This window comes from Neisseria dentiae (assembly GCF_014055005.1).
Lineage (GTDB): Bacteria > Pseudomonadota > Gammaproteobacteria > Burkholderiales > Neisseriaceae > Neisseria > Neisseria dentiae.
Genome location: NZ_CP059570.1, coordinates 1,953,559 through 1,978,943, shown reverse-complemented (window position 1 = coordinate 1,978,943; position 25,385 = coordinate 1,953,559). Strand labels below are relative to the sequence as shown.

Sequence of the window (25,385 nt, the reverse complement as noted above, 5' to 3'; positions counted from 1 at the left end):
GGTGGAAGCCTCGGATTCACTTTTATACAGACAGACCATCGGGCGGCTTCTATGAGTGGATTGTAAATTAGATTGATTAACTATGGTCTTAAGCCCCCGCCACCGTCATGCTTTCCACCAGCACCGAGCCGATTTTGTTCGGCGAACGCGGCAGCGCGTCGTCCGCCGCGCCGGCAATGTTAAGATACATATCCTGCAAACGTCCGGCAATGGTGATTTCTTCCACCGGATAGGCAATCACGCCGTTTTCCACCCAGAAGCCCGCCGCACCGCGCGAATAGTCGCCGGTGAGCATATTCACGCCCTGCCCCATCAGCTCGGTTACCAGCAGGCCCGTGCCCATGGCTTTGAGCAGGTCGGCCTGCGAAGCGTGGGTGTGGTTCAGATAAAGGTTGTGCGCGCCGCCGGCGTTGGCGGTGGTTTGCATACCGAGTTTGCGCGCGCTGTAGCTGCTTAAAAAATAACCCTGCACCACGCCGTTTTCCAACACGAAGCGCGGTTGTGTCGCCACGCCTTCGGCATCGAAATAAGTGCTGCCGAAGGCGCGCTTGATATGCGGCTCTTCGCGCAAGCTGAGAAAACCGGGCAGAATCTGCTTGCCGAGGCTGTCGGTAAGGAAGCTGCTTTGGCGGTATAGCGCGCCGCCGCTCAGGCCGCCGATTAAATGGCCGATCAGCCCGCCCGCCACGGTGGTATCAAACAATACGGGATAGCTGCCGGTGGGGATGCTGCGCGCGCCCAAACGGCGTACGGTGCGCAAGGCGGCGGTGCGGCCTATGCTTGCGGGCGAATCCAAATCGGCGTGGCGGCAGGAAGCGTCATACCAATAATCGCGCTGCATGCCGTTTGCGCCGGCGGCCACCACGCTGCACGAAATGCTGTGGCGCGTGCCTTGCTGGTGGGCGGAAAAGCCGTGCGAATTGCCGTAAACATATTGGTAATGGCCGGTTTGCACGCCCGCGCCTTCCGAATTGCTGATGCGCTTATCGTAATCAAGTGCGGCCTGCTCGCATTGTTTGGCAAGGTTCACGGCCTCCTCAGCGGGCAAATCCCACTCGTGGTATTTGTCTAAATCGCCGATATGCCGCGCCATCAGGCCGGCGTCGGCCAAGCCCGCGCACTCGTCTTCGGCGGTGTAGCGGGCGATGTCCACGGCGGCACGCACCGTGTCGTGCAGCGCCTGCGGCGAGAAATCGGCGGTGCTGGCGCGGCCTTTGCGCCGGCCCGCATACACGGTGATGTCGAGCGATTTGTCCTGCTGGTATTCAATCTGCTCGATTTCGCCCAAACGCACGCTCACGTTCTGACCCAGCGATTCGCTCAAATCGGCTTCGGCGGCGGTGGCCCCCTGCTGCGCGGCAAGCTGCAAAACCTGTTCGCAAAGCAGCAGCAATTCGTTTTTACTGTGGTTGAACATATATTTGCCTGTTGGAAAATCTGCGGTATTTTAACCGTTTTCAGACGGCCTTAGTTAAATTACACCTATCGCAAAGATAGTGCGGCGGCTTATGCTAAAATGCCCCGATTGTTTCAACGGATTAAAAATAATGAGCAGCAACGAGCAAGAGTGGGTAAGCAAAACCCAGATGAAAAAACAAATGGACAACCTGCAAGACCTCGGTATGCAGTTAACCAAACTTTCCGCCGACACGCTGAAAAAAATCGGTTTGCCGGAAGATTTATACGAAGCCGTGCTGGCCTATAAAAAAATCACTTCCAACGGCGCCACCAAGCGCCAGGCGCAATATATCGGCCGCCTGATGCGCGACACCGACCCCGAACCCATCGAACGCTACCTTGCCAAACTGCGCGGCGACAACGCCGCCCACAACGCCTTTCTGCAACGGGTGGAGCAGGCGCGCGACCGCCTGATTGCGGGCGACGACGCACTCACCGCCTTTATCGCCGACTATCCGCACGCCGATGCGGGCAAGCTGCGCACCTTAATCCGCAATACCCGCAAAGAGCAGGAACTGAACAAGCCGCCGAAAAACTTCCGCGCCCTGTTTCAGGAAATCAAAGCCGTAATGGACGGCGGCACGACTAACTCTGTGTAGGAAATGGTCGGGTTGTTTACACAACAGGTTGGGAATGAAGCCTGTAAAACCTCAAAAAGGGGGGTCGCCTTTCAGGCTCTTGTGGGGCTTGACGGTGTTATAAAAGTTAACAAAACGACATAACTCTTTTTGCCGGAGCGCCGAATCCTTAAACGGATGCTTGTCATGCCACATTTCCATTAAGGTACGGATAACCCGCTCGGCTTTACCATTGGTTTGCGGCCGGGCAACACGGGTGAATTTTTGGCTTATGTTGTTTTGCACACAGGCAATGCCAAACGGGTGCTCCGCATTGCCACGATTTCCACACCGTTGTCGGAATAGGCGCATTCGATGGTATAGGGACAACAATCTATCACATCGCGCAAAAGAAATTTGGCTGCGCTGGCTGCTGTACGGTCCGGCAATATTGCAGCATACAGCTCGCGGGAAAAATCATCAATGGCAACAAACAGATAATCCCGAGGGTCGGTTGCTTTTTGGTTTTGTAGCAAAGGCAGCCGTTTGGTATCGAAATGAACCATTTCGCCGGGATAGGATTGGTTGTAACGCTTTGCCTGTTTTTTGAGTTTCTCTTCGATTTCCCGCTCAACTTTAGCCAGGCGTTTCATGCCGTATTTGGCTTGTTTAAAGCGGTTGTTGGTGCTTTTTTGCGGGGTGAGCAGCCGCAACCGGGCTGCTTTGAGTATGCGGTAAATCGTTACTCTGCTGACACGGTATTGTTGTGCCAACGAAGTTACACTGATTTTGTCTTGTGTATAAGCGCGCCAAATGGCCTGGCGGTTATGCGGGGTTAGCCGGGTATTTTTATGGATGTTCATGCAGTATTGTCTTTCAAATACTGTAAACAACGCTAGCTTTTCCTACATCTCAGGCCGTCCGAAAAAAGTTTTCAGACGGCCTGAACAGATTTGGCAAAGGTTTCGGCTTTTGATTGCCGCTGTATGTCCGAAGTTTCCGTTTACATCACTTCCAGCGTTTCAATCCCCAACAAATCCAAGCCCTGTTTCAGCGTTTCGCCGGTTAGTGCGGCCAGTTGCAGGCGGGTGTTGCGGGTTTGGCCTTCGGCTTTCAGAATCGGGCAGGCTTCGTAGAAACGGGAAAACAGCGTGGCCACTTGGTAAAGATAGGCGGCCAGATAATGCGGGTAGGATGTGTCGGCGGCGTTTTGCAGCACGTCTTCAAACTTCAAAAGCTCCACCGCCAGCTGTTTCTCCAGCGGCTCGCTCAAGATTAAAGCGGCGGTTTTGTCCCATTCGCCCGCTTTGCGGAACACGCTTTGCACGCGGGTGTAGGCGTATTGCAGATAGGGTGCGGTATTGCCTTCGAAGCTGAGCATCACATCCCAGTCGAACACATAATCGCTGGTGCGGTTTTTGCTCAAATCGGCGTATTTCACCGCGCCGATACCAACGGGGCGGCCGATTTTCGCCGCTTCTTCCGCTGCCAATTCACTGTTTTTGCTTTGCACCAAAGCGGTGGCGCGCTCGACCGCTTCGTCCAGCAAATCCACTAATTTCACAGTATCGCCCGAACGGGTTTTGAACGGTTTGCCGTCTTTGCCCATCATGGTGCCGAAGCCGATAAACTCGGCCGACACGTTTTCGGGCAGCCAGCCGGCTTTGCGCGAAACGTTAAACAATTGTTCAAAATGCAGTTTTTGACGGGTATCGACCACATACAGCAGGCGGTCGGCTTTAAGTTTGCCTACGCGGTAACGCACGCAGGCCAAATCGGTGGTGGAATAGAGAAAGCCGCCGCCTTGTTTCTGCACGATAAAGGCGGCTGGGTCGCCGTCTTGGTTTTTGAATTCGTTGAGAAACACCACTTTGGCGCCGTCGTCGTCCACCGCCAGGCCTTTTGCGCTCAATTCGTTGATAACATTGTGCAAATCGTTGTTATAAATAGATTCGCCCGCCACATCATCGGGGGTGAGCAGCAAGCCCAGCGTGTCGTACACGTTTTGCGCGTGGTGCAGGGAAATTTCGACGAACTGTTTCCACAAGGCCAGCACGGCTTCGTCGCCGCCTTGTAGTTTCACCACATATTCGCGGGCGGTGTCGGCAAAGGCGGGGTCTTCGTCGAAGCGTACTTTGGCATTGCGGTAAAACTGTTCCAAATCAGACAGTTGAAATTCGGCATTGTGTTGCTGCTGCTCAACCATATAGGCCACCAGCATGCCGAACTGTGTGCCCCAGTCGCCGACGTGGTTTTGACGGATAACGGTGTGTCCCAAAAAGCCGAGGATGCGGGCGATGCTGTCGCCGATGATGCTGGAGCGCAAATGGCCGACGTGCATTTCTTTGGCAAGGTTGGGGGACGAATAATCAATCACCACGGTTTGTTTGTTGGCCGTTTCCGCCACGCCGCAGCGTGTATCGTTTAAGGCTGCGCGGAGGTGTTCGGCCAAAAAGCCCGCATTCAGGCGCAGGTTGATAAAGCCGGGGCCGGCCACTTCGGCACTGTCGATAACGGCGCTGCCCGCGAGCGCATCGGCCACTTTTTGCGCCAGCTCGCGCGGGTTCTGCTTGGCCTGCTTGGCGGCGCCCATCACGCCGTTGATTTGGAAATCGCCGAAATCGGCGTTTTTGGCGGGCTGCAAAATCACCGGCGCGCCGGCGATACCGGCGGCGGCAAAGGCTTGTTCGGCTTCTTGGGAAACGGTTTGGTGTAGGTTCATTTGGATAATGCTCGGGTCAATCAAATAGGTAAAGGCCGTCTGAAACGGCCTGCGGGTTCGGGCGTTATTTTAAAAGAAATCGGCGCGGGGTTGTAGCTTTTATTTGGCAAACGGCGGCGGTGGAAAGAACGATACCTTTGCAAGCCGCCCCGGCCGTCTGAAATATTTGAATCCCGTCATACTCGGGTCAGGCCCGGGTATCTGGTATTTCTTTTGAAACAAAAAGATGCTCGGGTTAGGCCCGATCATGACGCAAGTGTTTTAAGGTATCGGAAAGAATTTTGCAAAGGTCTCAAGTTGATTGGCTATGGCAAAGGTTTCAGGCCGTCTGAAAACGGGCGGATGGTTTTCAGACGGCCTGGTTTGGTTTCTATCAGGTGGCGGTAAACAGGCGGGTTTGGATAACTTATTTACGCCCGCTCTTTTGATTTTGGTCGCCATTGTCGAACCACTTCAAGCCTTTGCCGTTTTCTTTGCTGCCGTTTTGGCCGGATGATTCACGGCTGATTTCGGCGGCGAACTGCTCTTCGCAAGGAATGCCGTTTTTATCGCCGTCCATTTTCACATTGGGGCAGTGGTTCAGAAAGAATTTGGCTTCTTCGTAAGATTTCATTTGCGAGCAGTATTCTCTGCCGTCGCACTTGAATACGGCGGGGATTTTGCTTTTTTCCGTGGCTTCCACCGCTTCTTTCCACGCGCGGCGTTCGGCCATCATTTTTTCGGCCACTTCATCAACCACAACGGCATTGTTGGTTTGGCTTGCGCGGTAGGTTTGCCAATAATCCAGGCCGTAATAGCCGGCGGCGCCGAGCAGGGGGATGCCGATTAGGGCGGCGGCCATGCCTGCAAGCCAGCGGTTCAGGTTTTTGGGGGCATCTTCGTTTGATTCGGCCGCAACGGCGGCGGGTTTGCGGCGGCGGTTGAGGTATTCGATGTTTTTGGCTTCTTCGGTGCCGCGCTGGTTGCTGACGATTTCAAACGATACGGTTTCGCCGTCGCGCGGCGGCGGATTTTCGGTTTCGAATTCGCCGATGTGGGCGAAGATTTCCGCTTTGGTTTGTTCTTCTTTGATGAAGCCGAAGCCGAGTTCGTAGTCCCAGCGCATGATGGTGCCGTGGTAACGCATATTTTCCCTTTTTGATATTGTTGTTATGCAATTGCGTTATTTTAAAAGAAAGCTGTTCAAAACACATCATTTTTTTTGACCAACCTTAAATATGTAAAACGTTTTTTTCAGACGGCCTTGACAAACCCTTTGAAAAGATTATATATAAAATCACTACACAAAATTACAAAACGCAACACAAGTGGTGATTATGCCTACAATTGAGATTATTCCCATCAGCGAATCCGCGCTGGCCTGCGTGCTGCCGCCGCCTGCCGCGTTGCCGAAACAGCAGCGGTTGTGGGCGTTTGCCGATGCGGTGCAGGCGCTGCCCGAAACGGAAGAGGCGGTAACGGGCATGAACAATTTAACCGTGTTTGTGCGTGCAGGCACCGATTTGCAGGTTTTTTCAGACGGCCTCTTGGCATTGTGGTCGCAAACCGAAGCCGTTAAGCGCAAAGGCAGGTGCGTGCGCATTCCCGTGGTTTACGGCGGCGAGTTCGGCGAAGATTTGGCCGAAGTGGCGGCCTTTCACCAAACCAGCGCCGAAGAGATTGTGCGCCGCCACACCGAGCCTGTTTATACGGTGTTTATGATGGGTTTCCAGCCCGGGTTTCCTTATTTGGGCGGGCTGCCGGAAAACCTGCACACACCGCGCCGGGCGGTTCCGCGCATCAAGGTGCCGGCCGGATCGGTGGGCATAGGCGGCAGCCAAACGGGCGTGTATCCGTTTGCTTCGCCGGGCGGCTGGAAGATTATCGGCCGCACCGAAGCGCCTTTGTTTCAGATAAGCGCCAATCCGCCCACCCTGCTGGCGGCAGGCGACACGGTACAGTTTGTGGCAGAAAGGGTTTGGTTATGATGTATGTGGCCGATATTCAGGCAATGGCCCATATACAAGACTTGGGGCGCTACGGTTTGCGCCGCTACGGCATCGGCCACGCGGGCGCGATGGACACGCTGTCGCTGCGGGCGGGCAACCTGCTGTTGGGCAATCCCGAAGGGGCGGCGGCGGTTGAAATCGCCTTGGGCGGCATGAGCGTATCGTTTGCCCACGACACGCCTTTCTGCATCACGGGGGCGGTTTACGAGGCCCAGCTCGACGGCGAGCCGGTTTATTCCTACTGGCGCTACACCGCCCGCCGCGGGCAAACCCTGAAACTGATACGCGCCGTGCAGGGAATGTATGGTTATTTGTGTGTGTACGGCGGTTTCAACGTGCCGGCGGTGCTCGGCTCGCGCAGCACCGATTTGAGGGCGGGTTTCGGCGGTTTCGAAGGGCGCTGCCTGCGCAAAGGCGACGAAATTCCGCTCAAACACCGCGGTTTCGAAGCCAAGCACGTGGGCATCGCGCCGCCCACGCCGTCGCACCGCATCCATGCGCTGCCTTCTTCGGAATACGGCGCTTTCACGCGGCGCGCCCATTCTGTGTTGTGGCAGAACGCGTGGACGCTGCAAAGCGACAGCAACCGCATGGGCTACCGTTTCGACGGCGAAACGCTCGAATTGGCAACCCCGCTCGAAATGCTTTCGCACGCCGTGCAGTTCGGCACGGTGCAGGTGCCGCCGGGCGGCAAGCCGATTATTTTGATGGCCGACACGCAAACCACCGGCGGCTACCCGAAAATCGCCTGCGTGGCCGCGGCCGATTTGGGGCGGCTGGCGCAAATCCGTTTCGGCGGCAAAATCTTTTTCAAGATGACCACGCCGCAGGGAGCGGCGCAACTGCAACGCCAAAACCAGGTTTATTTGAACCAAATCAGAAGGATAGCCGAAAATGCACGTTGATTTGAATGCCGATTTGGCCGAAGGCTGCGGCAACGACGGCGCGCTGATGCAGCGGGTGTCGTCGGCCAACATCGCCTGCGCCCTGCACGCGGGCAGTGCCGCAGAAATGCAGCGCGCCCTTGCTTGGGCGAAGCAATACGGCGTGCGCGTGGGGGCGCATCCCGGCTACCCCGACCGCGAAAATTTCGGCCGCACCGCTATGGCGTTGCCCGAAGCCGAACTGCGCGCCTACCTGCAATACCAACTCGGCGCCCTGCAAGCCTTGTGTGATGCGGCGGGCGTTCAGACGGCCTATGTGAAACCGCACGGCGCGCTATACAACCAGGCCGCCGCCGATGCCGCGCTGGCGGAAATCGTGGCCGACACGGTGCGCCGCTTCAATCCCGGTTTGAAACTGATGGCAATGTCGGACAGCCTGCTGCTGGAAGCGGGCAGGGCGGCGGGTTTGGAGGTGATTTCGGAAGTGTTCGCCGACCGCCGCTACCTGCCCGACGGCAAACTGGTGCCGCGCAGCCGCCCCGATGCGCAAATAGAAAACGACGAAGAAGCCATCGCCCAAGTGTTGCAGATGGTGCGCGAAGGCAGCGTAACTGCGGTGGACGGCAGCCGCACCGCCGTGCGCGCCGACAGTATCTGCCTGCACGGCGACGGCGCACACGCCCTTGAGTTTGCCGATAAAATCCGCGCGGCTTTGCGTGCGGAAGGCATTGCGGTTAAGGCCGTCTGAAAAAACGGAACCGCATGAAACTAATTGTAGGGCGTGTAGTCAGAAGGCTTGCGAAGCGGGTTTTTGAGGGAAAATCCGCAGGTGCAAGGCAAAAAGCACAGCAAGATTGGACATCTTGCGAGCATTTTAGCTTCGCAAGTCCGCTACGCTACCTAACGCAGCAGATGCGGATTTTAACCAAAAATACCGCCGCAACGCGGTCGACTACACGCCCCAATGATGATGGTCTTGGAAGTTTGATATTTTTGCAGCATTTTGATTTGATTGATTCTGCTGCCGGCGCGCCCCGCCCGAGTTATTAAAATAATTTTCGGGGCGAAACCACCCGGCGGCAACTTTGCACAAGGAGCGTCATATGTCTGCCAGCAACCGCCGCAACGCGCTTATCGGCGCCGCTTTCCTGATGGCCACATCAGCCATCGGCCCGGGTTTTCTCACCCAAACGGCCACGTTCACCCAAAACCTGCTCGCCAGCTTCGGCTTTGTGATTCTGATTTCCATCTTGCTCGACATCGGCGCGCAATTGAATATCTGGCGCATCATCGCCGTATCGGAGCAGCGCGCACAAGACATTGCCAACCGTGTGTTTCCCGGCGCGGGTTATTTTCTCGCCCTGCTGATTGTAATAGGCGGGTTGGCGTTTAATATCGGCAATGTCGGCGGTGCGGGCTTGGGCATCAATATCCTCACCGGCCTGTCGCCTGAAATGGGTGCGATTATCAGCGGCGGTGTGGCCGTGGGCATTTTTCTGTTCCGCGAAGCAGGCAGGGCGATGGACCGGTTTGCACAAGTGATGGGCTTTATCATGATTGCGCTCACGCTTTACGTGGCTTGGCGTGCTTCGCCGCCGCTGGGCGAGGCCGCGCTGCGTACGTTTGTGCCCGAAAAGCTCGATGCCGTTGCCATCGTTACGCTGGTGGGCGGCACGGTGGGCGGCTATATCACCTTTGCCGGTGCGCACCGCTTGCTCGATGCGGGCGTGAAGGGTAAGGAGTCGCTGCCCGAAGTGAACAAAAGCTCGGTTTCGGCCATTCTGATTGCCTCGGTGATGCGGGTGGTGCTGTTTCTGGCCGTGTTGGGCGTGGTGTCGCAAGGAGTGGCGCTCGACCCGCAAAATCCGGCCGCAACGCCTTTCCGGCATGTGGCCGGCCACGCCGGGCTGCTGATTTTCGGCGTGGTGATTTGGGCGGCCTCGATTACGTCGGTGATCGGCGCGGCCTATACCTCGGTGTCGTTTATCGCAGGCTTAAGCCCGGCCATCGAGAAAAACAAAAACAAATGGATTATCGGCTTTATTCTGATTTCCACGCTGGTGCTCGCCATGGTAGGCCGCCCCGCGCAGGTGCTGGTGTTGGTGGGCACGCTCAACGGCCTGATTCTGCCCGTTTCGCTCGGCCTGATTCTGCTGGCCGCCTACCGCGCCGACATCATCGGCGACTACAAACACCCGAAATGGATGACGGTGTGCGGCGTGGTGGTGGTAGCGGCGATGGCCGTGTTGAGCGGTATGACGTTGGTGAAATATATCGGCGGTTTAACGGCCTGACGGGTCGGATATGCTAAAAAGTACAGGCCGTCTGAAAAATATGTTTTCAGACGGCCTTATCGTTTTGAACAAATGAATAAACTGCATTTTCGGCCGGAAACCTTTACAAGCCGTGCCGGTATTTTAAAACCCCTGCGTCAGGCTCGGGCATGATGGCAGCCGGGTATTTTAGACAGCCAGTGCCCCTTGCAAAAAAACAAATACAAACCTGAAAACGTTTGTGTCTCGTCATTCCCGCCTGAGCGGGAATGACGGTAATCGGGTTTCAGACGGCCTAAACGGCTTGCAAAGGTTCCAGACACTTTAAAAAGCGCCCGTTTTCCCCCACAATACGGCTTTCAGCGATTGACTCACCAACAAAGGCAACCACCATGTGCCAACTGCTCGGCATGAACTGCAACACCCCCACCGATATTGTTTTTTCGTTTGAAGGCTTCCGCCGCCGCGGCGGTTTGACCGACCACCATGCCGACGGCTTCGGCATCGGCTTTTTCGAAGGCAGGGGCGTGCGCCTGTTTCACGACGACAAACCCAGCGCCAATTCGCCGGTGGCCGATTTGGTGAAAGCCTACCAAATCAAATCGGAAAACGTGATTGCCCATATCCGCAAAGCCACGCAGGGGCAGACTTCGCTTGCCAACACCCATCCGTTTATGCGCGAAATGTGGGGCGGATACTGGCTGTTTGCCCACAACGGCCATCTGAAAAACTTTTTTCCCAAAGAAGGCGGCTTTTACCGGGCGGTGGGCAACACCGATTCGGAGCGCGCGTTTTGTTATATTTTGGAACAACTGCGCCGCCGCTTTTCCGAACGCCCCGACGAACACGCCCTGTTTGATGCCGTGGCGGAACTGACTGCCGAAATCCGCGAATACGGCCTGTTTAACTTTATGATGTCGAACGGCGAATGCCTGTTTGCCCACGCCAGCACGCTCTTGCACTATATCGTGCGCAAAGCCCCTTTCGGCGAGGCGCATCTGATTGACGACGACGTGAAGGTCGATTTCGCCGCCGTTACCACCCCAAACGACAAAGTGGCGGTGATTGCCACCCTGCCGCTCACCGCCAACGAAACCTGGCTGCAACTGGCCGTTAACGAGCTGGTGATGTTCCGCGAAGGCGACATCGTGCGCCGCCATGCGCCCGAACACCCCGTTTACATGAGCGCGGAAGAGGGTTTGGCCATCGCCCGCGCGGCAGGCGTGAGCGTTTGAATTTGTGCGGTTTGGGGGAAATGCTTGCCGCAACAGGTTTCTAAAACACCGGCGCCAAGTTTGGGTATGACGGAAACCTTTGCAAGCCGATTAGGCCGTCTGAAAGTTTCAGACGGCCTGTATTTTGTTTTACAATCCGCCCGTTCTGTTCCGATAATTTTACAGAGGAGACCCTTATGCCGTCCGCACCGTTCCGCCTTTCCGTTTTAGCCGTTGCCGCCGTGCTGCTTGCCGCCTGCGGCGGGCAGGAAAAAAACACCGCCGCTTCGGCTCCGGCCGCCGACACCGTTACCCGCAACAACGTAACCGAGCCGCAGTCGCTCGACCCGCATCAGATTACCGGTGTGCCCGAAATCAACGTGGTGCGTGATCTGCTGGAAGGTTTGGTGGAAACCGACGAAAAAGGCGCCGTGATTCCCGCCGCCGCCGAATCATGGGAGAGCGGCGACAATAAGGTGTGGACATTCAAACTGCGCGAAGGTTTGAAGTGGAGCAACGGCGAGCCGCTCACCGCCGAAGATTTCGTGTATAGCTGGCGCCGTTTGGTCGATCCGAAAACCGCCTCGCAATACGCCACCTATCTTCAGGCGGCCAAAATCGAGAATATCGACGCCATCTTAAAAGGCGAAAAATCGCCCGACACCCTCGGCGTGAAAGCCGTCGACCCGCAAACGCTGCAAATCACCCTCACCGCCGCCGTGCCTTATTTCCCGCAAATGCTTTATCACGCCGCCACCAAGCCCGTGCATCGCGCCACCGTGGAAAAACACGGCGTGAAGTGGACGCAGCCCGGCAATTTCGTCGGCAACGGCCCTTATGTGATCAAAAACTGGGTGGTCAACGAGCGCATCGAGCTTGAGAAAAACCCGCAATACCGCGATGCGGCCAATGTGAAAATCAATAAAGTGGTGTTTCTGCCCATAGGCTCGCAAACCGACGACGTTGCCCGTTACGAAGCCGGCGAAGTCGATATCACCGATGCGCTGCCGCCCGAAATGTATGCCAAGCTGCAAGAAAAATACCCGCAAGAATTGAAGCGCAGCCCCTATCTTTGCACTTATTATTTTGAAACCAACAACCAAAAGCCCCCGTTTGACGACGTGCGCGTGCGCAAAGCCCTGTCGCTGGCCTTAGACCGCGAAACCATCGCCGCCAAAGTGCTGGGGCGCGGCGAAGAGCCGGCCTACAACCTGACCCGAGCAGGCACCGCAGGTTTCGTGCCTTATGTGCCCGAATGGAGCAAACTCGACCAAGCCGCCCGCGTGGCCGAAGCCAAAAAACTGCTGGCCGAAGCAGGGTATAGCGAAAGCAAACCGCTCACCTTCAATTTTTTATACAACACCTCGGAGCAGCATAAAAAAATCGCCGTGGCCGCCGCTTCGATGTGGCAGCAGGCTTTGGGCTTCGTGAAAGTGAACCTTGAAAACCAAGAGTGGAAAACCTATCTCGACAGCCGCCGCAACGGCAACTACCAAATCGCCCGCGCATCATGGTGCGGCGACTACAACGAACCTTCCACTTTTTTAAACACCCTGCAATCGGCCAACAGCAGCAACCGCGCTTTCTATAAAAACGCCGATTACGACGCGCTGCTGGCCAAAACCCTGCAAGCGGATATCGACGATAAGGAACGCGCCCGCCTCTACACTCAGGCAGAAGCGCAAATCGACAAAGACAGCGCGGTGATTCCCGTTTACGGTTATGTGAATTCGCGGCTGGTGAAACCGCATATCGGCGGCTATTCCACCGAAGACGTGTTAAACGAATTGCCGAGCAAGCGTTTGTTTATTCAGAAATAACCTGTTTTAGGCAGTATTGCGGAGGCCGTCTGAAAATATTTCAGACGGCCTTCGGACATTGCAGCAGTATTCAAACCTCTAAAGTTGATTTTAATTATCATTTACTATTGGTTTGTGACATAATAAAACATCTGCGTTTGTTTAACTTACAAATAGGAGAAACAAAATGACCACCCGCACCGAACACGACACGATGGGCAATGTGGAAGTACCCGCCGATGCTTATTGGGGCGCGCAAACCCAGCGTAGCCGCGACAATTTCAAAATCGGCGGCGAAACCCTGCCAAAACCCTTGATTCACGCCATGGCATTGGTGAAAAAAGCCGCTGCCGCCGCTAATGTCGAGCTTGGCCGCATCAAGCCCGAGCAGGCCGATTTGATTACCCGTGCCGCCGATGATGTGTTGGCAGGCAGGCTCGACGGCCAGTTTCCGTTGGTGGTGTGGCAAACCGGCTCGGGTACGCAGTCGAATATGAATATGAACGAAGTGTTGGCCAACCGCGCCAACGAATTGGCGGGAACAGGCTTGGCGGCCTACCAGCCCGTTCACCCCAACGATCATGTGAACCACGCGCAATCCACCAACGATTCTTTTCCCAGCGCCATTCATGTGGCGGCCGCCATCGAAATCAACTGCCTGCTGATTCCGGCCGTAACCGCCCTGCGCGATACGCTGGCTGCCAAAGCAAAAGCGTTTGAGCCGATTGTGAAAATCGGCCGCACCCACCTGCAAGATGCTACGCCGCTCACCTTGGGTCAGGAGTTTTCAGGCTATGTGTCGCAGCTTGATCATGGCTTGGGCCGTCTGAACGATGCCTTGCAAGGTTTGTATGAGCTGCCTTTGGGAGGTACCGCTGTCGGCACGGGTTTGAACAGCCACCCCGATTATGCGGTAACCGCCGCCGCCAAGCTGGCCGCACTTTCCGGGCTGCCATTCGTTACCGCGCCGAACAAGTTCGAAGCCTTGGCCGGCCGCGATGCCTGTGTGTATGCCTCGGGCGCGTTGAAAACGCTGGCGGCAAGTTTGAACAAAATCGCCAACGATATCCGCTGGCTGGCATCCGGCCCGCGCTGCGGCTTAGGCGAAATCAAAATCCCCGAAAACGAACCCGGTTCGTCCATCATGCCCGGCAAGGTCAACCCGACCCAGTGCGAAGCGATGACCATGGTGTGCTGCCAAGTATTCGGCAATGACGTTACCATCGGCATGGCTGGTGCATCAGGCAATTTCGAGCTGAACGTGTATATGCCCGTGATTGCCTACAACCTTTTGCAGTCCGTGCGCCTGTTGGGCGATGCCTGCAACAGCTTCAACGAACATTGTGCCGTGGGCATCGAACCTGTGCCGGAAAAAATCGATTATTTCCTGCACCATTCGCTGATGCTGGTAACGGCGTTAAACCGCAAGATTGGTTATGAAAATGCCGCCAAAGTGGCGAAAACCGCCTATAAAAACGATAAATCGCTGCGCGAAACCGCCATCGGGCTGGGTTTGTTGAGCAGCGAAGAGTTCGATGAATTGGTGAAACCGGAAGATATGGTGGCGCCACGCTGATTATCGGGATTGTTGAATAAAGGCCGTCTGAAAGTTTTCAGACGGCCTGATTGCATGATGCGGTTGAACAAACGGCGGTTATGCCTCTACCGGAATGATGCCGATTTTTTCCTGCCATTGTTTCGGCGCGATGGCGTGCACAGATTTGCCGCTGGCATCCACGGCCACGGTAACGGGCATATCTTTTACTTCGAATTCGTAAATCGCTTCCATGCCCAATTCGGGGAAGGCCACCACTTTGGCCGCTTTGATGGCTTTGGCCACCAGATAGGCCGAACCGCCCACGGCCATCAGATACACGGCTTGGTTGTCGGCAATCGCTTTGCAGGCTTCAGGGCCGCGTTCGGATTTGCCGATCATGCCCAGCAGGCCGGTTTGTTCGAGCATCTGGCGGGTGAATTTGTCCATACGGGTGGCGGTGGTGGGGCCGGCGGGGCCGACCACTTCGTCGCGCACGGGATCAACCGGGCCGACGTAGTAAATCAGCTTGTTGGTGAAATCCACCGGCAGCTGCTCGCCTTGGTTGAGCATATCGGTCATGCGTTTGTGGGCGGCGTCGCGGCCGGTGTAGATTTTGCCGTTTAAGAGCAGCACGTCGCCCATTTTCCAGGTGGCCACTTCTTCTTTGGTGAGGTTGTTTACATCAACACGCTTGCCGTTGTCGGGGCTGTAGGTGATGTCGGGCCAGTCGTCGAGGCTGGGCGGGTCGAGTTTCACGGGGCCTGTGCCGTCCAACTCGAATTCGACGTGGCGGGTGGCGGCGCAGTTGGGAATCATGGCCACGGGCTTGGAGGCGGCGTGGGTGGGGTAGTCGAGGATTTTCACGTCCAATACGGTGGTGAGGCCGCCCAAACCTTGCGCGCCCACGCCCAGTGCGTTTACTTTTTCATAAAGTTCGAGGCGCAGCGCTTCGGTGGTGGAAAGTTCGGCACCGGATTTAGCTTTTTCTTGCAGCTCTTGGATATCTACATGACCCATCAGGCTTTCTTTAGCCATTAAGGCGGCTTTTTCGGGCGTGCCGCCGATGCCGATGCCCAAGATACCGGGCGGGCACCAGCCGGCGCCCATTTGCGGAATGGTTTTGATTACCCAGTCGACGATGCTGTCGGAGGGGTTGAGCATGGCCATTTTGGTTTTGTTTTCGGAGCCGCCGCCTTTGGCCGCGCAGGTAACTTCGATTTTGTCGCCTTTCACGATTTCCATATGCACCACGGCGGGGGTGTTGTCTTTGGTGTTGGTGCGCTTGCCGGCGGGGTCGGCCAAAACCGATGCGCGCAGGGTGTTGTCGGGGTTGGTGTAGGCGCGGCGCACGCCTTCGTTCACCATTTCCTGCACGCTCAATTCGGCATCCCATTGCACGTTCATGCCCACTTTCAGAAACACGGTGGCGATGCCGGTGTCTTGGCAGATGGGGCGGCGGCCTTCGGCGCACATGCGGCTGTTAACCAGAATCTGCGTCATCGCGTCTTTGGCGGCGGGGTTTTCTTCTTTCTGCCACGCTTTGTATAGGGCTTGAATGTAGTCGACGGGGTGGTAGTAGCTGATGAATTGGAAGGCATCGGCGATGCTTTGGATAAAGTCTTCTTGTTTGATAACGGTCATGGTTGTGTTCCTTTTGGGTTTGTTTTATCGAAACTTTGCCGCACGGCTTTCAGACGGCCGGTTTTATCGGCTAAAGCATACAGGTTTGCAATGTTAATTTGTGTTAGCAGGCAGGGCTTGTCTGTTCCGCTTGATTTAGCGCAGTAAAATCCGGTTGTAAAGTTACAGAAAAATGGTGCGGATTGGGCCGGAAGCAACGGCAAACAGTAGGGCCGTCTGAAAAGACAACATCTGATTACATTGTATTATCGTTATATAAAACAAAATCTTGCTTTGTTTGAGGGCGGGTGCTTACTTGGGATACATTTGATTGTAGTCAAATAACACATTTAAATACCGTTGTGCGGTTTCTGGTTAGAATAAAATTACGCCACCAATAGTTGATTAATAAGAAGAATTTTCAAAATGCTGCAAGCCGCCGCTAAAACCGCATGGTTAATCGGGCTTGGCCGGTAGAAAAAATGAAAATTTATTACAGGAACACAAACATGAGTGAAGAATCTTTGAGCCTGATTATCGACGGGCGCGAAATACAGGCTTCGCCCGAGCATTCCATTATTCAGGCCTATGCCCGTTCGGGCCATGTGTTAACCGCCAACGTGGGCTGCATGGGGCAGGGCGTGTGCGGTTCGTGCCGCTGCATGATACGCAGGGAGGGCGAGCGCGAGGTTACCACCGCATTGGGCTGCGAAACCAAAGTGGAGCAGGGTATGCAGGTGAGTTTTATGGATTATTTCATGCCCGAACACGTCCACTACTACGATATGGAAGACATGGGCGACGGCTGGAGCAGGCTCGACGACACCGCGCGCTTTTTCCCCGAAGCCGCCCATTGCCGCCATTGCGGCGGCTGCAACCGCGCCTGCCCGAAAGGCTTGCAGGTGGAAATCGGTGTGGCGCAAGTGGTGGCGGGCGACTTTTCGGCCGCAACCATCACATTCGACGAATGCGTGATGTGCAACCTGTGCACGCTGGCCTGCCCGGAAAACATCCGCCCCAACCATGTGGGGCTGTTTGCACGCCGGATGCGCGCTGCGCGCACATTGCGTCCGGTTGATCTGATGCGCCGTTTGCAGCAAATCAACAGCGGTGCGATGAAAGTGGATATCCGCGCCGACGGGGAGGTGCAGCCATGAACCCTAACGTAACCGGCATTGCCTACGAACAGGCCCTGCAAGCGCTGCGCGACTCCAAACTGGAAATGCGAAGCGATCTGCCGCCCAAAGAAATGCTGCTCAACGGCTACCACCCCGACTACCGCGCCGATGCGCGGGTGAAACTGCCCGTGGGCGCCAACGCAGGCAGCGACTGCCACCCCGAGTTGGCCAAGCTGCTGCTGAGCCGCCCGCTGATTGATGATTTCGACTTGGCCGGTGCCGAACACCTCGATACCGATGTGTTGGTAATCGGCGGCGGCGGTGCGGGCGCGGCGGCTGCGTTGGCGGCCACCGAAGCGGGCGCACCGGTGATTATCGCCAACAAACTGCGCATCGGCGACAGCAACACCGTGATGGCCGAAGGCGGTATTCAGGCGGCCGTCGGCGAAGAAGACAGCCTGCAACAACACTATGAAGACACCCTCAAAGGCGGCCACCATGCCGGCAACAAAGAGCTGATTGCGCAAATGGTTACAGACGGCCCTTCGGTTATCCGCTGGCTGATCGGCATCGGCATGAACTTCGATATGGTGAAAGACGAAGGCAACAGCAAACGCCTGCAACGCAAACGCGCGGGCGGTACAACGATTCCGCGTATTTTGTGCTACCGCGACTTTACCGGCCTCGAACTGATGCGCGTGCTGCGCGAAGCGGTGGAGCTGGAGCGCAGAATCACCCAGCTCAACCGCTGCCCGGCCGTCGAATTGTTGTCTGACGAACACGGCCATTGCGTCGGCGCGGTGTTATACGATTTGGAACGCCGCAAACTACTGGTGGCGCACGCCAAAGCCGTGATTCTGGCTACCGGCGGCAGCGGCCGCCTGCACTTGCAGGGTTTCGCCACCTCCAACCACTACGGCGCCACCGCCGACGGCTTGGTGATGGCCTACCGCATGGGGGCGAAACTGCGCGATATGGATTCCTTCCAATACCACCCGACCGGCGTGGCCTATCCCGCCCATTTGGTGGGCGTGCTGATTTCCGAAGCCGTGCGCTCGGCAGGCACGCATTTGGTGAACGGTTTGGGCGAACGTTTCGTTGACGAGCTGCAACCGCGCGATGTGGTGGCGGCGGCGATTCTGCGCGAAGTGGCCGAAGGCCGCGGCGTGGTGCGCGGCAAGCAGGTGGGCGTGTTTTTGGACACGCCGCGCCTGATTGCCAAAGACCCCGACGTGCTCAAACGCTTGGTATCGCTCGCGCACGTTGCCCACAAATGCGGTATCGACCCCGCCGTCGAACCCATGCTGATCCACCCGACCCTGCACTACCAAAACGGCGGCATGGAAATCGACGGCAACGGCGCCACTTCCATTCCCGGCCTGTATGGTGCGGGCGAAGTAACCGGCGGCATCCACGGCCGCAACCGCCTGATGGGCAACGCGCTGCTCGACATCATCAGCTTCGGCCGCCGTGCCGGCGAGGCGGCGGCAAAAGGCATCGTCCGCTCCGACCATCCCTTCCAGAAAAAGCGCGGCGGCTTCGCCCATGTGTATAACCTGCAACGCGAATTAACGCGCGCGGGCATCAAAAGCGAAACCAAGGCGCCGGTGCTTTATCCCAACTACGGCACATTCGATTTGCGTGAACACGCAGGACTTCAGGAGGGCGCGAAATGAGCGAAGCCAACACCTTATTGATGCACCCTTCGCGCTCGGTGGGTGCCGACTTGCAGGCGTGGATTAAAGTGGGCGGCGGCGAAGGGCTGCTGGCCGCATTGGCAAACGCAGGCAACATCATCAACACCTTGCGCGATGCCAACCTTGCCGGCATGGGCGGCGCGGGCTTTCCTTCGTGGCGCAAATGGGAGGCCGCCGCAGCGGCTTCCGGCTCCAAGGGCGACAAATACATCGTGTGCAACGGCAACGAAGACGAACCCGGCACTTTCAAAGACCGCTACCTGCTGGCGCACACGCCGCATCAGGTTATCGAAGGCATGCTGATCGCCGCCGCCGCCGTGGGCGCCAACCATGTGGTGCTGTATATCAACCCGCACCAAACCGAATCCATCGCCGCCGTTTCCGCCGCCATCGCGCAATGGCAGGGCAGCGGCCTGATGGGCAAGCTGGAAGCCTTTCTCGGCAAGCCCGTGCATTTGAAGCTGGTGGAAACATCAGGCCGCTATATCGGCGGCGAAGAAACCGCCGTGGTTTCCTGGCTCGACGGCGGCTTTCCGTTTCCGCGCCGCAAGCCGCCTTACCCCGCCGAAAGCGGGGTGGACGGCCAGCCCACGTTAATCAACAACACCGAAACCTTCGCCAACGTGCCGCACATTCTGCGCAACGGCGCCGAGTGGTACCGCAGCCTCGGCGAGGGCGAGGCTTCCGGCACCAAGCTCTATTCGCTCTCGGGCGACGTGCTCAACCCCGGCCTGTATGAGCTGCCGATGGGCACCACCCTGCACGATCTGATTTTCGTGCACGGCGGCGGTATGCTCGAAGGCCGCGCCTTTAAGGCCGTGTTTACCGGCGGCCCTTCCAACACGCTGCTCACCGCCGCCGATTTGGATGTGCCGCTCGACTTCGCTTCGGTGCGCGCGCGCCATTCCAGCTTGGGCACGGGCGCGATGATTGTGATTTCGGAAGGCACGAGCGTGGTGCGCAAAGTGGCCGAATATGTGGAATTTTTCGCCACCAATTCGTGCGGCCAATGCCCGCCGTGCAAAGGCGGCACGTTCCAGCTCGCCCGCCTGCTCAACCGCATCGACAGCGGCGTGAGCACCGAAGACGACCTGCGCGCCCTGCAAAGCCTGTGCCGCCTGCTGCCCGGCAGCGGCCGCTGCGCCCTGATAGACGGCGCGGTAACGGTAACGCAAAGTTCGATGCGCACGTTTCCGCAGGAATACGGCCTAGGGTCTGCCGACAATTAACGCAACGGCGGTATTTTTGGTCAAAATCCCCCGTCTGCGGCGTTAAAAATGCTCGCAAGGTGTTCAACCTTGCTGCGCTTTTTGCCTTGCATACGCGGTTTTTGCCTCAAAAAACCGCTTCGCCGGTCAATTATCGACAGACCCTGGAGGCGCGAAGAAGTGCGGTAACACGTTTTCAGACGGCCTGCTTGCAACTTGAGGCCGTCTGAAAAACAAAAATGTTTCCAAATACCCTTAAACCAAGAGGAGTTTCATTATGGGTTTCAAACCTATCCCCACGCTGGTTGCGCTGGCGCTGGCACTGGTTATCTGGTTCATACCGGTGCCCGAAGGTGTTTCGGCACAGGCTTGGCACCTGCTGGCATTGTTTGTGGGCATTATCGCCGCCATTATCGGCAAAGCCATGCCCATCGGCGCAGTGGCCATTATCGCCATGACGCTGGTGGCGCTCTTGGGCATCACCGTGCCCGAAGTTAATCCCGAAACCGGCAAAGCCATCGCCAACCCCGCCGCACAGGCCGCCAAAGATGCCTTGAGCAGCCTCAACAACACCCTGATCTGGATGATCGGTGTGGCGATTATGATTTCGCGCGGCCTGCTGAAAACCGGCCTCGGCACCCGTTTCGGCTATATGTTTATCGCCATCTGGGGCAAACGCACCCTCGGCGTGGCCTACAGCCTGGTGATTTCCGATTTGGTGCTCGCCCCCGTAACCCCCAGCAACACCGCCCGCGGCGGCGCCATCGTGCACCCCGTGATGCGTGCGATTGCCGCCAGCTTCGGTTCCGACCCCGAAAACGGCACCGAAGGCAAAATCGGCAAATATCTGGCTTTGGTGAATTACCACGCCAATATTATTTCCTGCATGCTGTTCATCACCGCCACCGCCCCCAACCCGCTGGTGGTGAAACTGATTGCCGAGGCCACCCATTCCAATATTTCCATCAGCTGGGGCACTTGGTTTACAGCTATGGTGGTGCCCGGCCTGGTGGCCATGATACTGATGCCGCTGATTCTCTTCTGGCTCTACACGCCCGAAATCAAACAAACCCCCAACGCCACCGAGCTTGCCAAAGAAAAGCTCAAAGAAATGGGGCCGATGACCCGCAACGAATGGATTATGCTCGGCATTTTCGGCTTGCTGCTGGTGTTGTGGGCAGGCATTCCCGCCATGATTTTCGGCAAAGCGGCCGAAGTGGACGCCACCACCACCACCTTTATCGGCCTCAGCCTGCTGCTGCTCACCGGTGTGCTCACTTGGGATGACGTGCTGAAAGAAAAAAGCGCATGGGACACCGTTATCTGGTTTGCCGCATTGGTAATGATGGCCACCTTCCTGAATAAGCTCGGCCTGATCGGTTGGTTTTCGGGTGTGTTGGGAAGCAGCATTTCCGGCCTCGGCTTAAACTGGGTGGCCGGCTGCGGGCTGCTCACGCTGGCCTATATCTATTCGCACTATATGTTTGCCAGCGGCACCGCCCACGTTACCGCCATGCTCGGCGCATTCTACGCCGCCGGCCTTGCCCTCGGCGCACCGCCCATGCTCTATGCGCTGGTGCTGGCGGCTTCCACCAGCATCATGATGTCGCTGACCCACTATGCTTCAGGCTCTTCGCCCGTGATTTACGGCTCGGGCTACGTTACCATGACCGAATGGTGGAAAGCCGGTTTCATTATGAGCGTAGTCGAAATCATCATCTTCGCCACCGTCGGCGTGATGTGGTGGAAGGTGTTGGGTTATTGGTAGGAATAGGGAACCTCTGTTTCGTACCGACACGTTGTCTGAAAAATACCCGGGCTTGTTTCGGGTATTTTTGTTTTCAGGCTGAATCGGAAACGGCCGTCCAATTGGCAAACACCATGAATAAGGCCGTCTGAAAATTTTCAGACGGCCTCGTTGGTATGCCGTGCGCGGTTCGGTTTGACTCTTAACTTTAACTCGGGCATTTCAAACCCAGCCATTTCATCGAGCCGTCGTGGTCGGTTTCTTTTACGGTGAGGATGAAGTCGCCGATGTGGATACGGTCGCCTTCCACCGGCAGGTTGCCCTCGAAACGTTTTTTAAACAGCCCGCGCAGGGTGAGGTTGCGCTCTTCTTCGTTAAGCTGCAAGCCGTAGGCGTCGGCCAAGTCGCCCGCCATGCTCGAAGGGTTGACCACAAACTCGCCGAAGAAGTTGAAATTCATGCGCACGGAGCTGCCGGTTTCGGCAAAGCGTTTGGCGATGGTTTCCACCTGCTCGGGCGGCACGATATACCAGGCGATGTCGCCTGCCTGCAAGCGGGTGTCCAAACCCAGCTCTTCGCGTTTGCCGTTGCGGATTAGGGCGAAACAGCGGGTGGAGAGCAAATCCAAATCCTGCGCCACTTCGTCGGGGTGCATACCTTCGGCGTCGGAGTCGGCCAGCACTTCATAGGCCAAAAGCGGCACCGATTCGCTTTCCGAGAGCCAGATTTCGCGGCTGTCGGTCGGCTCGGGTTTGGGCGGCACGGTAACTTTGAGCCAGCGCGCCACCACGGGAATGGTGGTGCCTTGAATCAGCAGCGACAGTATCACCACGGCAAAAGCCACATCGAATAGCATGAGTGCGTTGGGCACGCCCATCACCAGCGGCATCATGGCCAGTGTAATCGGCACCGCGCCGCGCAGCCCCACCCAGCTGATATAGGCCATTTCGCGGCGGCTGTAGTGAAATTTCCAGATGCCGCTCACCACTGCAATCGGGCGGGCCACCAGCATCAGAAAGGCGGCGATGGCCAGGGCGTCCAAGCCTTGTTCCCATAGGCGGTGGGGCGTAACCAAAAGGCCGAGCACCACAAACATACTGGCTTGCGCCAGCCAGGCCAGGCCGTCCATCACGCGCAAAACGTGTTCGGTGGCGTGGCTGTGGCGGTTGCCGACGATGATGCCCGCCAGATACACGGCCAAGAAGCCGCTGCCGCCGATCAGGTTGGTAAGGCCGAAAATCAGCAGGCCGCCCGAAACAATCATCAGCGCATACAGGCCCTCGGCGAGGTTTAAGCGGCGCGTGAGCCGCGAGAGGATTCTGCCGCCGATAAAGCCTGCGGCCAGGCCGAAGCCGAGTTGGAGCAGCAGCATCCATAAAAAAGACAACACGCCCGACTCTTCTGGAGTGAGTGTGAGCGAAATCAGCGCGGTTACCAAAAAAATCGCCATCGGGTCGTTGGCGCCCGATTCGATTTCGAGGGTGGCCTGCACGCGTTCGTTAAGCCGCACGCCGCTGTTGCGCAGCAGGTTGAATACTGCGCCGGCGTCGGTGGAGCCGACGATGGCCGCCATTAAGATGCCGAAGCGCCAGTCCCAATCCATATACCAGGTGGCGAACACACCCAACAGCGCCACGGTGGCGATTACCCCCCAGCTTGCCAAAACGGCGGCGGGTTTGAGGGCGATGCGGAAGCTGTCGAGCTTGGTGCGCAGGCCGCCGTCGAGCAGAATCACCGCCAAAGCCAGCTGGCCGATGGCGGTGGCGGTGAAAAAGTTGTCGAACTCAATGCCGCCTATGCCTTCTTCGCCCGCCAATACGCCCACGGCCAAAAACATCAAAAGCAGCGGCATACCGAGCCGTGCCGACAGCGTGGTGGAAATCACGCTGAGAAACAGCAGCAGCCCGCAGAGCAAAAATAAACTGTTGAGTCCGTCCATAATTTTTTGTGAATGTGTGTGTTTTATGAAATGAAAGAAACGTACGCATTTTAGCATGAAAACGCTTGTTTCTTAATGAAACGCGGCGGTTTCGCCACATTCTTTCAGACGGCCTTGCCACCTTTCGGGAGGCCGTCTGAAAGAATGAGACCTTTGCAAAACCTCCATCTGCGGCACATTTCTGCGTTGTGCGTTTATGCCCTTTAGGGTACTGCTCGCTCGCTTGCCTATCTGAGACCTTTGCAAAAATATAGTGAATTCAAATAAAAACTCCGAAATGAAATAACTGCATTCAAACTTGCAATTGGGCGATATGCTAAAGAATCGTTTTACCCTACTTCGGCATTCTTATTTTAATCCACTATACCTTAAGGCCGTCTGAAATGCTTAGATTCCGTCATTCCCGCGTAGGCGGGAATCCAGATGGAAATATTGAAGCATTGATTAAACAAATACTTAGATGCCAAGCGTCTGGATTCCCGCCTACGCGGGAATGACGGAGTTCAGATTTTTTAGATAGCAATTTGAATTTTGCAAAGGTCTCTATCTTTATGATATGTCCGCACTCGCTGCGCTGCTACGCCTTGAACTGCATCCACATCCGGGGGTTTTGCAAAGGTCTCAGAATGTGGCGAAATCGGCTATAATGCGCGGTCTGTCCGAAACATTTATAGGAATATTATGGCTTTTGCCTCTCTTTTTACTTTGCTCGACGATATTGCCTCGGTGCTCGACGATGTGGCGGTGATGACCAAAATGGCCGCCAAAAAAACCGCCGGCGTGGTGGGCGACGATCTGGCGCTGAATGCCAACCAGGTAACCGGCGTGAGCGCCGACCGCGAGCTGCCGATTGTGTGGGCGGTGGCGAAAGGCTCGCTGATAAACAAAGTGATACTGGTGCCGTTTTCGCTGCTGCTGTCGGTGTTTCTGCCGTGGCTGATTACGCCGCTGCTGGTGATTGGCGGCGCGTTTCTGTGTTTCGAAGGCGTGGAAAAACTGCTGCACAAATTTTTAAACAAACACAGCGGCGGCGACGGCCATCATGCCGCCAGCGACGAAATCGTCGATGAAAAAACCAAAATCAAAGGCGCCATCCGCACCGATTTCATCTTGTCGGCCGAAATCATCATCATCGCGCTGGGCGTGGTGGGCGCTTACGGCCTGCTCACCAAGTCGCTGGTGATGTCGGCCATCGGCATCGGCATGACCGTGGTTGTGTACGGCCTGGTGGCCGGCATCGTGAAGGCCGACGATTTCGGTATGTGGCTGATGAACAAACCCTCTTCCGCCGCGCGCGCGTTGGGCAAGGGCATTATTTTGTTTATGCCGTGGTTTATGCGCAGCCTGAGCGTGGTGGGTATGCTGGCGATGTTTTTGGTGGGCGGCGGCATTATTGCCCACAACGTTGGCTTCGTGCACGATTTCCTGCACGCCCTGCATTGGGACACCGGCCTGATCGGGCAGCTCGCCACGCTGGTGGTCGGCGTTTTAACCGGCGCGGCCGTGTGCGCGGTGGTGTTGCCGGTGATGAAATTATTCAGCAAGAAAAAAGCGCATTAACACCGTAAGGCCATCTGAAAGCAAACAAATGCTTTTCAGACGGCCTTATCAAACAAACCCGCTT

General features: G+C 56.6%; 19 protein-coding genes and 2 pseudogenes. 15 read left to right on the top strand and 6 right to left on the bottom strand.

Going from position 1 to position 25,385, the window contains the following annotated elements; genetic code table 11:
• Positions 1–88: 88 nt before the first annotated feature.
• The gene (gene pmbA, locus H3L92_RS09305) at positions 89–1,417 is read right to left on the bottom strand and encodes a metalloprotease PmbA (protein WP_085367196.1); all 1,329 of its coding nucleotides are present in this window, start codon (positions 1,415–1,417) and stop codon (positions 89–91) included.
• 130 nt (positions 1,418–1,547) lie between these two features.
• Here pmbA and yjgA point away from each other — a divergent pair, with 130 nt between their 5' ends.
• A complete protein-coding gene (yjgA, locus tag H3L92_RS09300) occupies positions 1,548–2,057 on the top strand; it encodes a ribosome biogenesis factor YjgA (protein ID WP_085367197.1) in 510 nt (169 codons plus the stop codon).
• Here the strand turns inward: yjgA and H3L92_RS09295 are convergent.
• The 3 genes and pseudogenes from H3L92_RS09295 to H3L92_RS09285 all read right to left on the bottom strand — a co-directional run bounded on the left by H3L92_RS09295 (position 2,009) and on the right by H3L92_RS09285 (position 5,863).
• A pseudogene (locus H3L92_RS09295) lies at positions 2,009–2,878 on the bottom strand (integrase core domain-containing protein). The gene yjgA and the pseudogene H3L92_RS09295 sit on opposite strands and share 49 nt — an antisense overlap.
• A gap of 140 nt (positions 2,879–3,018) precedes the next feature.
• The gene (argS, locus tag H3L92_RS09290) at positions 3,019–4,737 is read right to left on the bottom strand and encodes an arginine--tRNA ligase (protein ID WP_085366190.1); all 1,719 of its coding nucleotides are present in this window, start codon (positions 4,735–4,737) and stop codon (positions 3,019–3,021) included.
• A 406-nt stretch (positions 4,738–5,143) separates the two neighbouring features.
• On the bottom strand, positions 5,144–5,863 hold the full coding sequence (locus H3L92_RS09285; protein ID WP_085366191.1) for a cold shock domain-containing protein: 720 nt from the start codon (positions 5,861–5,863) through the stop codon (positions 5,144–5,146).
• A gap of 190 nt (positions 5,864–6,053) precedes the next feature.
• On the opposite strand from H3L92_RS09285, the gene pxpB reads away from it, so the two are divergent.
• The 8 genes from pxpB to fumC all read left to right on the top strand — a co-directional run bounded on the left by pxpB (position 6,054) and on the right by fumC (position 14,471).
• A complete protein-coding gene (pxpB, locus tag H3L92_RS09280) occupies positions 6,054–6,704 on the top strand; it encodes a 5-oxoprolinase subunit PxpB (protein WP_085366222.1) in 651 nt (216 codons plus the stop codon).
• On the top strand, positions 6,701–7,630 hold the full coding sequence (locus H3L92_RS09275; RefSeq protein ID WP_085366192.1) for a 5-oxoprolinase subunit C family protein: 930 nt from the start codon (positions 6,701–6,703) through the stop codon (positions 7,628–7,630). The genes pxpB and H3L92_RS09275 overlap by 4 nt, the downstream gene beginning before the upstream one ends.
• Positions 7,620–8,357: a 5-oxoprolinase subunit PxpA gene (gene pxpA / locus H3L92_RS09270; RefSeq protein WP_085366193.1), complete on the top strand. Its 738-nt coding sequence runs from the start codon at positions 7,620–7,622 to the stop codon at positions 8,355–8,357. The genes H3L92_RS09275 and pxpA overlap by 11 nt, the downstream gene beginning before the upstream one ends.
• A 14-nt stretch (positions 8,358–8,371) precedes the next feature.
• Entirely contained in the window at positions 8,372–8,659 is a 288-nt protein-coding gene (locus H3L92_RS09265; RefSeq protein ID WP_085366194.1) for a hypothetical protein, read from the top strand.
• Positions 8,660–8,712: 53 nt separating this feature from the next.
• Positions 8,713–9,903 carry an NRAMP family divalent metal transporter gene (locus tag H3L92_RS09260; RefSeq protein ID WP_085366195.1) on the top strand — a complete coding sequence of 397 codons (1,191 nt, stop codon included), beginning with the start codon at positions 8,713–8,715 and terminating at the stop codon, positions 9,901–9,903.
• 371 nt (positions 9,904–10,274) lie between these two features.
• Positions 10,275–11,117 (top strand): class II glutamine amidotransferase, encoded by an 843-nt coding sequence (locus tag H3L92_RS09255; RefSeq protein ID WP_085366196.1) that lies wholly within the window; start codon positions 10,275–10,277, stop codon positions 11,115–11,117.
• A 176-nt stretch (positions 11,118–11,293) separates the two neighbouring features.
• On the top strand, positions 11,294–12,916 hold the full coding sequence (locus tag H3L92_RS09250; protein WP_085366197.1) for an ABC transporter substrate-binding protein: 1,623 nt from the start codon (positions 11,294–11,296) through the stop codon (positions 12,914–12,916).
• Between the two features lie 166 nt (positions 12,917–13,082).
• Positions 13,083–14,471: a class II fumarate hydratase gene (gene fumC / locus H3L92_RS09245; protein WP_085366198.1), complete on the top strand. Its 1,389-nt coding sequence runs from the start codon at positions 13,083–13,085 to the stop codon at positions 14,469–14,471.
• 78 nt (positions 14,472–14,549) lie between these two features.
• Here fumC and H3L92_RS09240 read toward each other — a convergent pair whose 3' ends face one another.
• Positions 14,550–16,073, bottom strand: coding sequence for a fumarate hydratase (locus tag H3L92_RS09240; protein WP_085366199.1), 1,524 nt, complete (start codon positions 16,071–16,073; stop codon positions 14,550–14,552).
• A 488-nt stretch (positions 16,074–16,561) separates the two neighbouring features.
• Between H3L92_RS09240 and H3L92_RS09235 the strand changes: the two genes are divergently transcribed.
• From H3L92_RS09235 to H3L92_RS09220, 4 genes are all read left to right on the top strand, one after another.
• Positions 16,562–17,209 carry a 4Fe-4S dicluster domain-containing protein gene (locus H3L92_RS09235; protein WP_085366200.1) on the top strand — a complete coding sequence of 216 codons (648 nt, stop codon included), beginning with the start codon at positions 16,562–16,564 and terminating at the stop codon, positions 17,207–17,209.
• Positions 17,206–18,846, top strand: coding sequence for an FAD-binding protein (locus H3L92_RS09230; protein WP_085366201.1), 1,641 nt, complete (start codon positions 17,206–17,208; stop codon positions 18,844–18,846). The genes H3L92_RS09235 and H3L92_RS09230 overlap by 4 nt, the downstream gene beginning before the upstream one ends.
• Complete coding sequence (locus tag H3L92_RS09225) at positions 18,843–20,096, top strand: complex I 51 kDa subunit family protein (protein WP_085366202.1); 1,254 nt, start codon at positions 18,843–18,845, stop codon at positions 20,094–20,096. The genes H3L92_RS09230 and H3L92_RS09225 overlap by 4 nt, the downstream gene beginning before the upstream one ends.
• A gap of 256 nt (positions 20,097–20,352) precedes the next feature.
• Positions 20,353–21,843, top strand: a complete 1,491-nt coding sequence (locus H3L92_RS09220) for a DASS family sodium-coupled anion symporter (protein WP_085366203.1) — start codon at positions 20,353–20,355, stop codon at positions 21,841–21,843.
• Between the two features lie 187 nt (positions 21,844–22,030).
• Here the strand turns inward: H3L92_RS09220 and H3L92_RS09215 are convergent, their stop codons facing one another.
• Complete coding sequence (locus tag H3L92_RS09215; protein ID WP_085366223.1) at positions 22,031–23,761, bottom strand: potassium/proton antiporter; 1,731 nt, start codon at positions 23,759–23,761, stop codon at positions 22,031–22,033.
• A 544-nt stretch (positions 23,762–24,305) separates the two neighbouring features.
• On the opposite strand from H3L92_RS09215, the pseudogene H3L92_RS13355 reads away from it, so the two are divergent.
• Both H3L92_RS13355 and H3L92_RS09210 read left to right on the top strand, forming a co-directional pair.
• Positions 24,306–24,386, top strand: a pseudogene (locus tag H3L92_RS13355) (lipoprotein signal peptidase); the annotation flags it as partial.
• Between the two features lie 56 nt (positions 24,387–24,442).
• On the top strand, positions 24,443–25,321 hold the full coding sequence (locus tag H3L92_RS09210; protein ID WP_085366204.1) for a DUF808 domain-containing protein: 879 nt from the start codon (positions 24,443–24,445) through the stop codon (positions 25,319–25,321).
• Positions 25,322–25,385 lie beyond the last annotated feature (64 nt).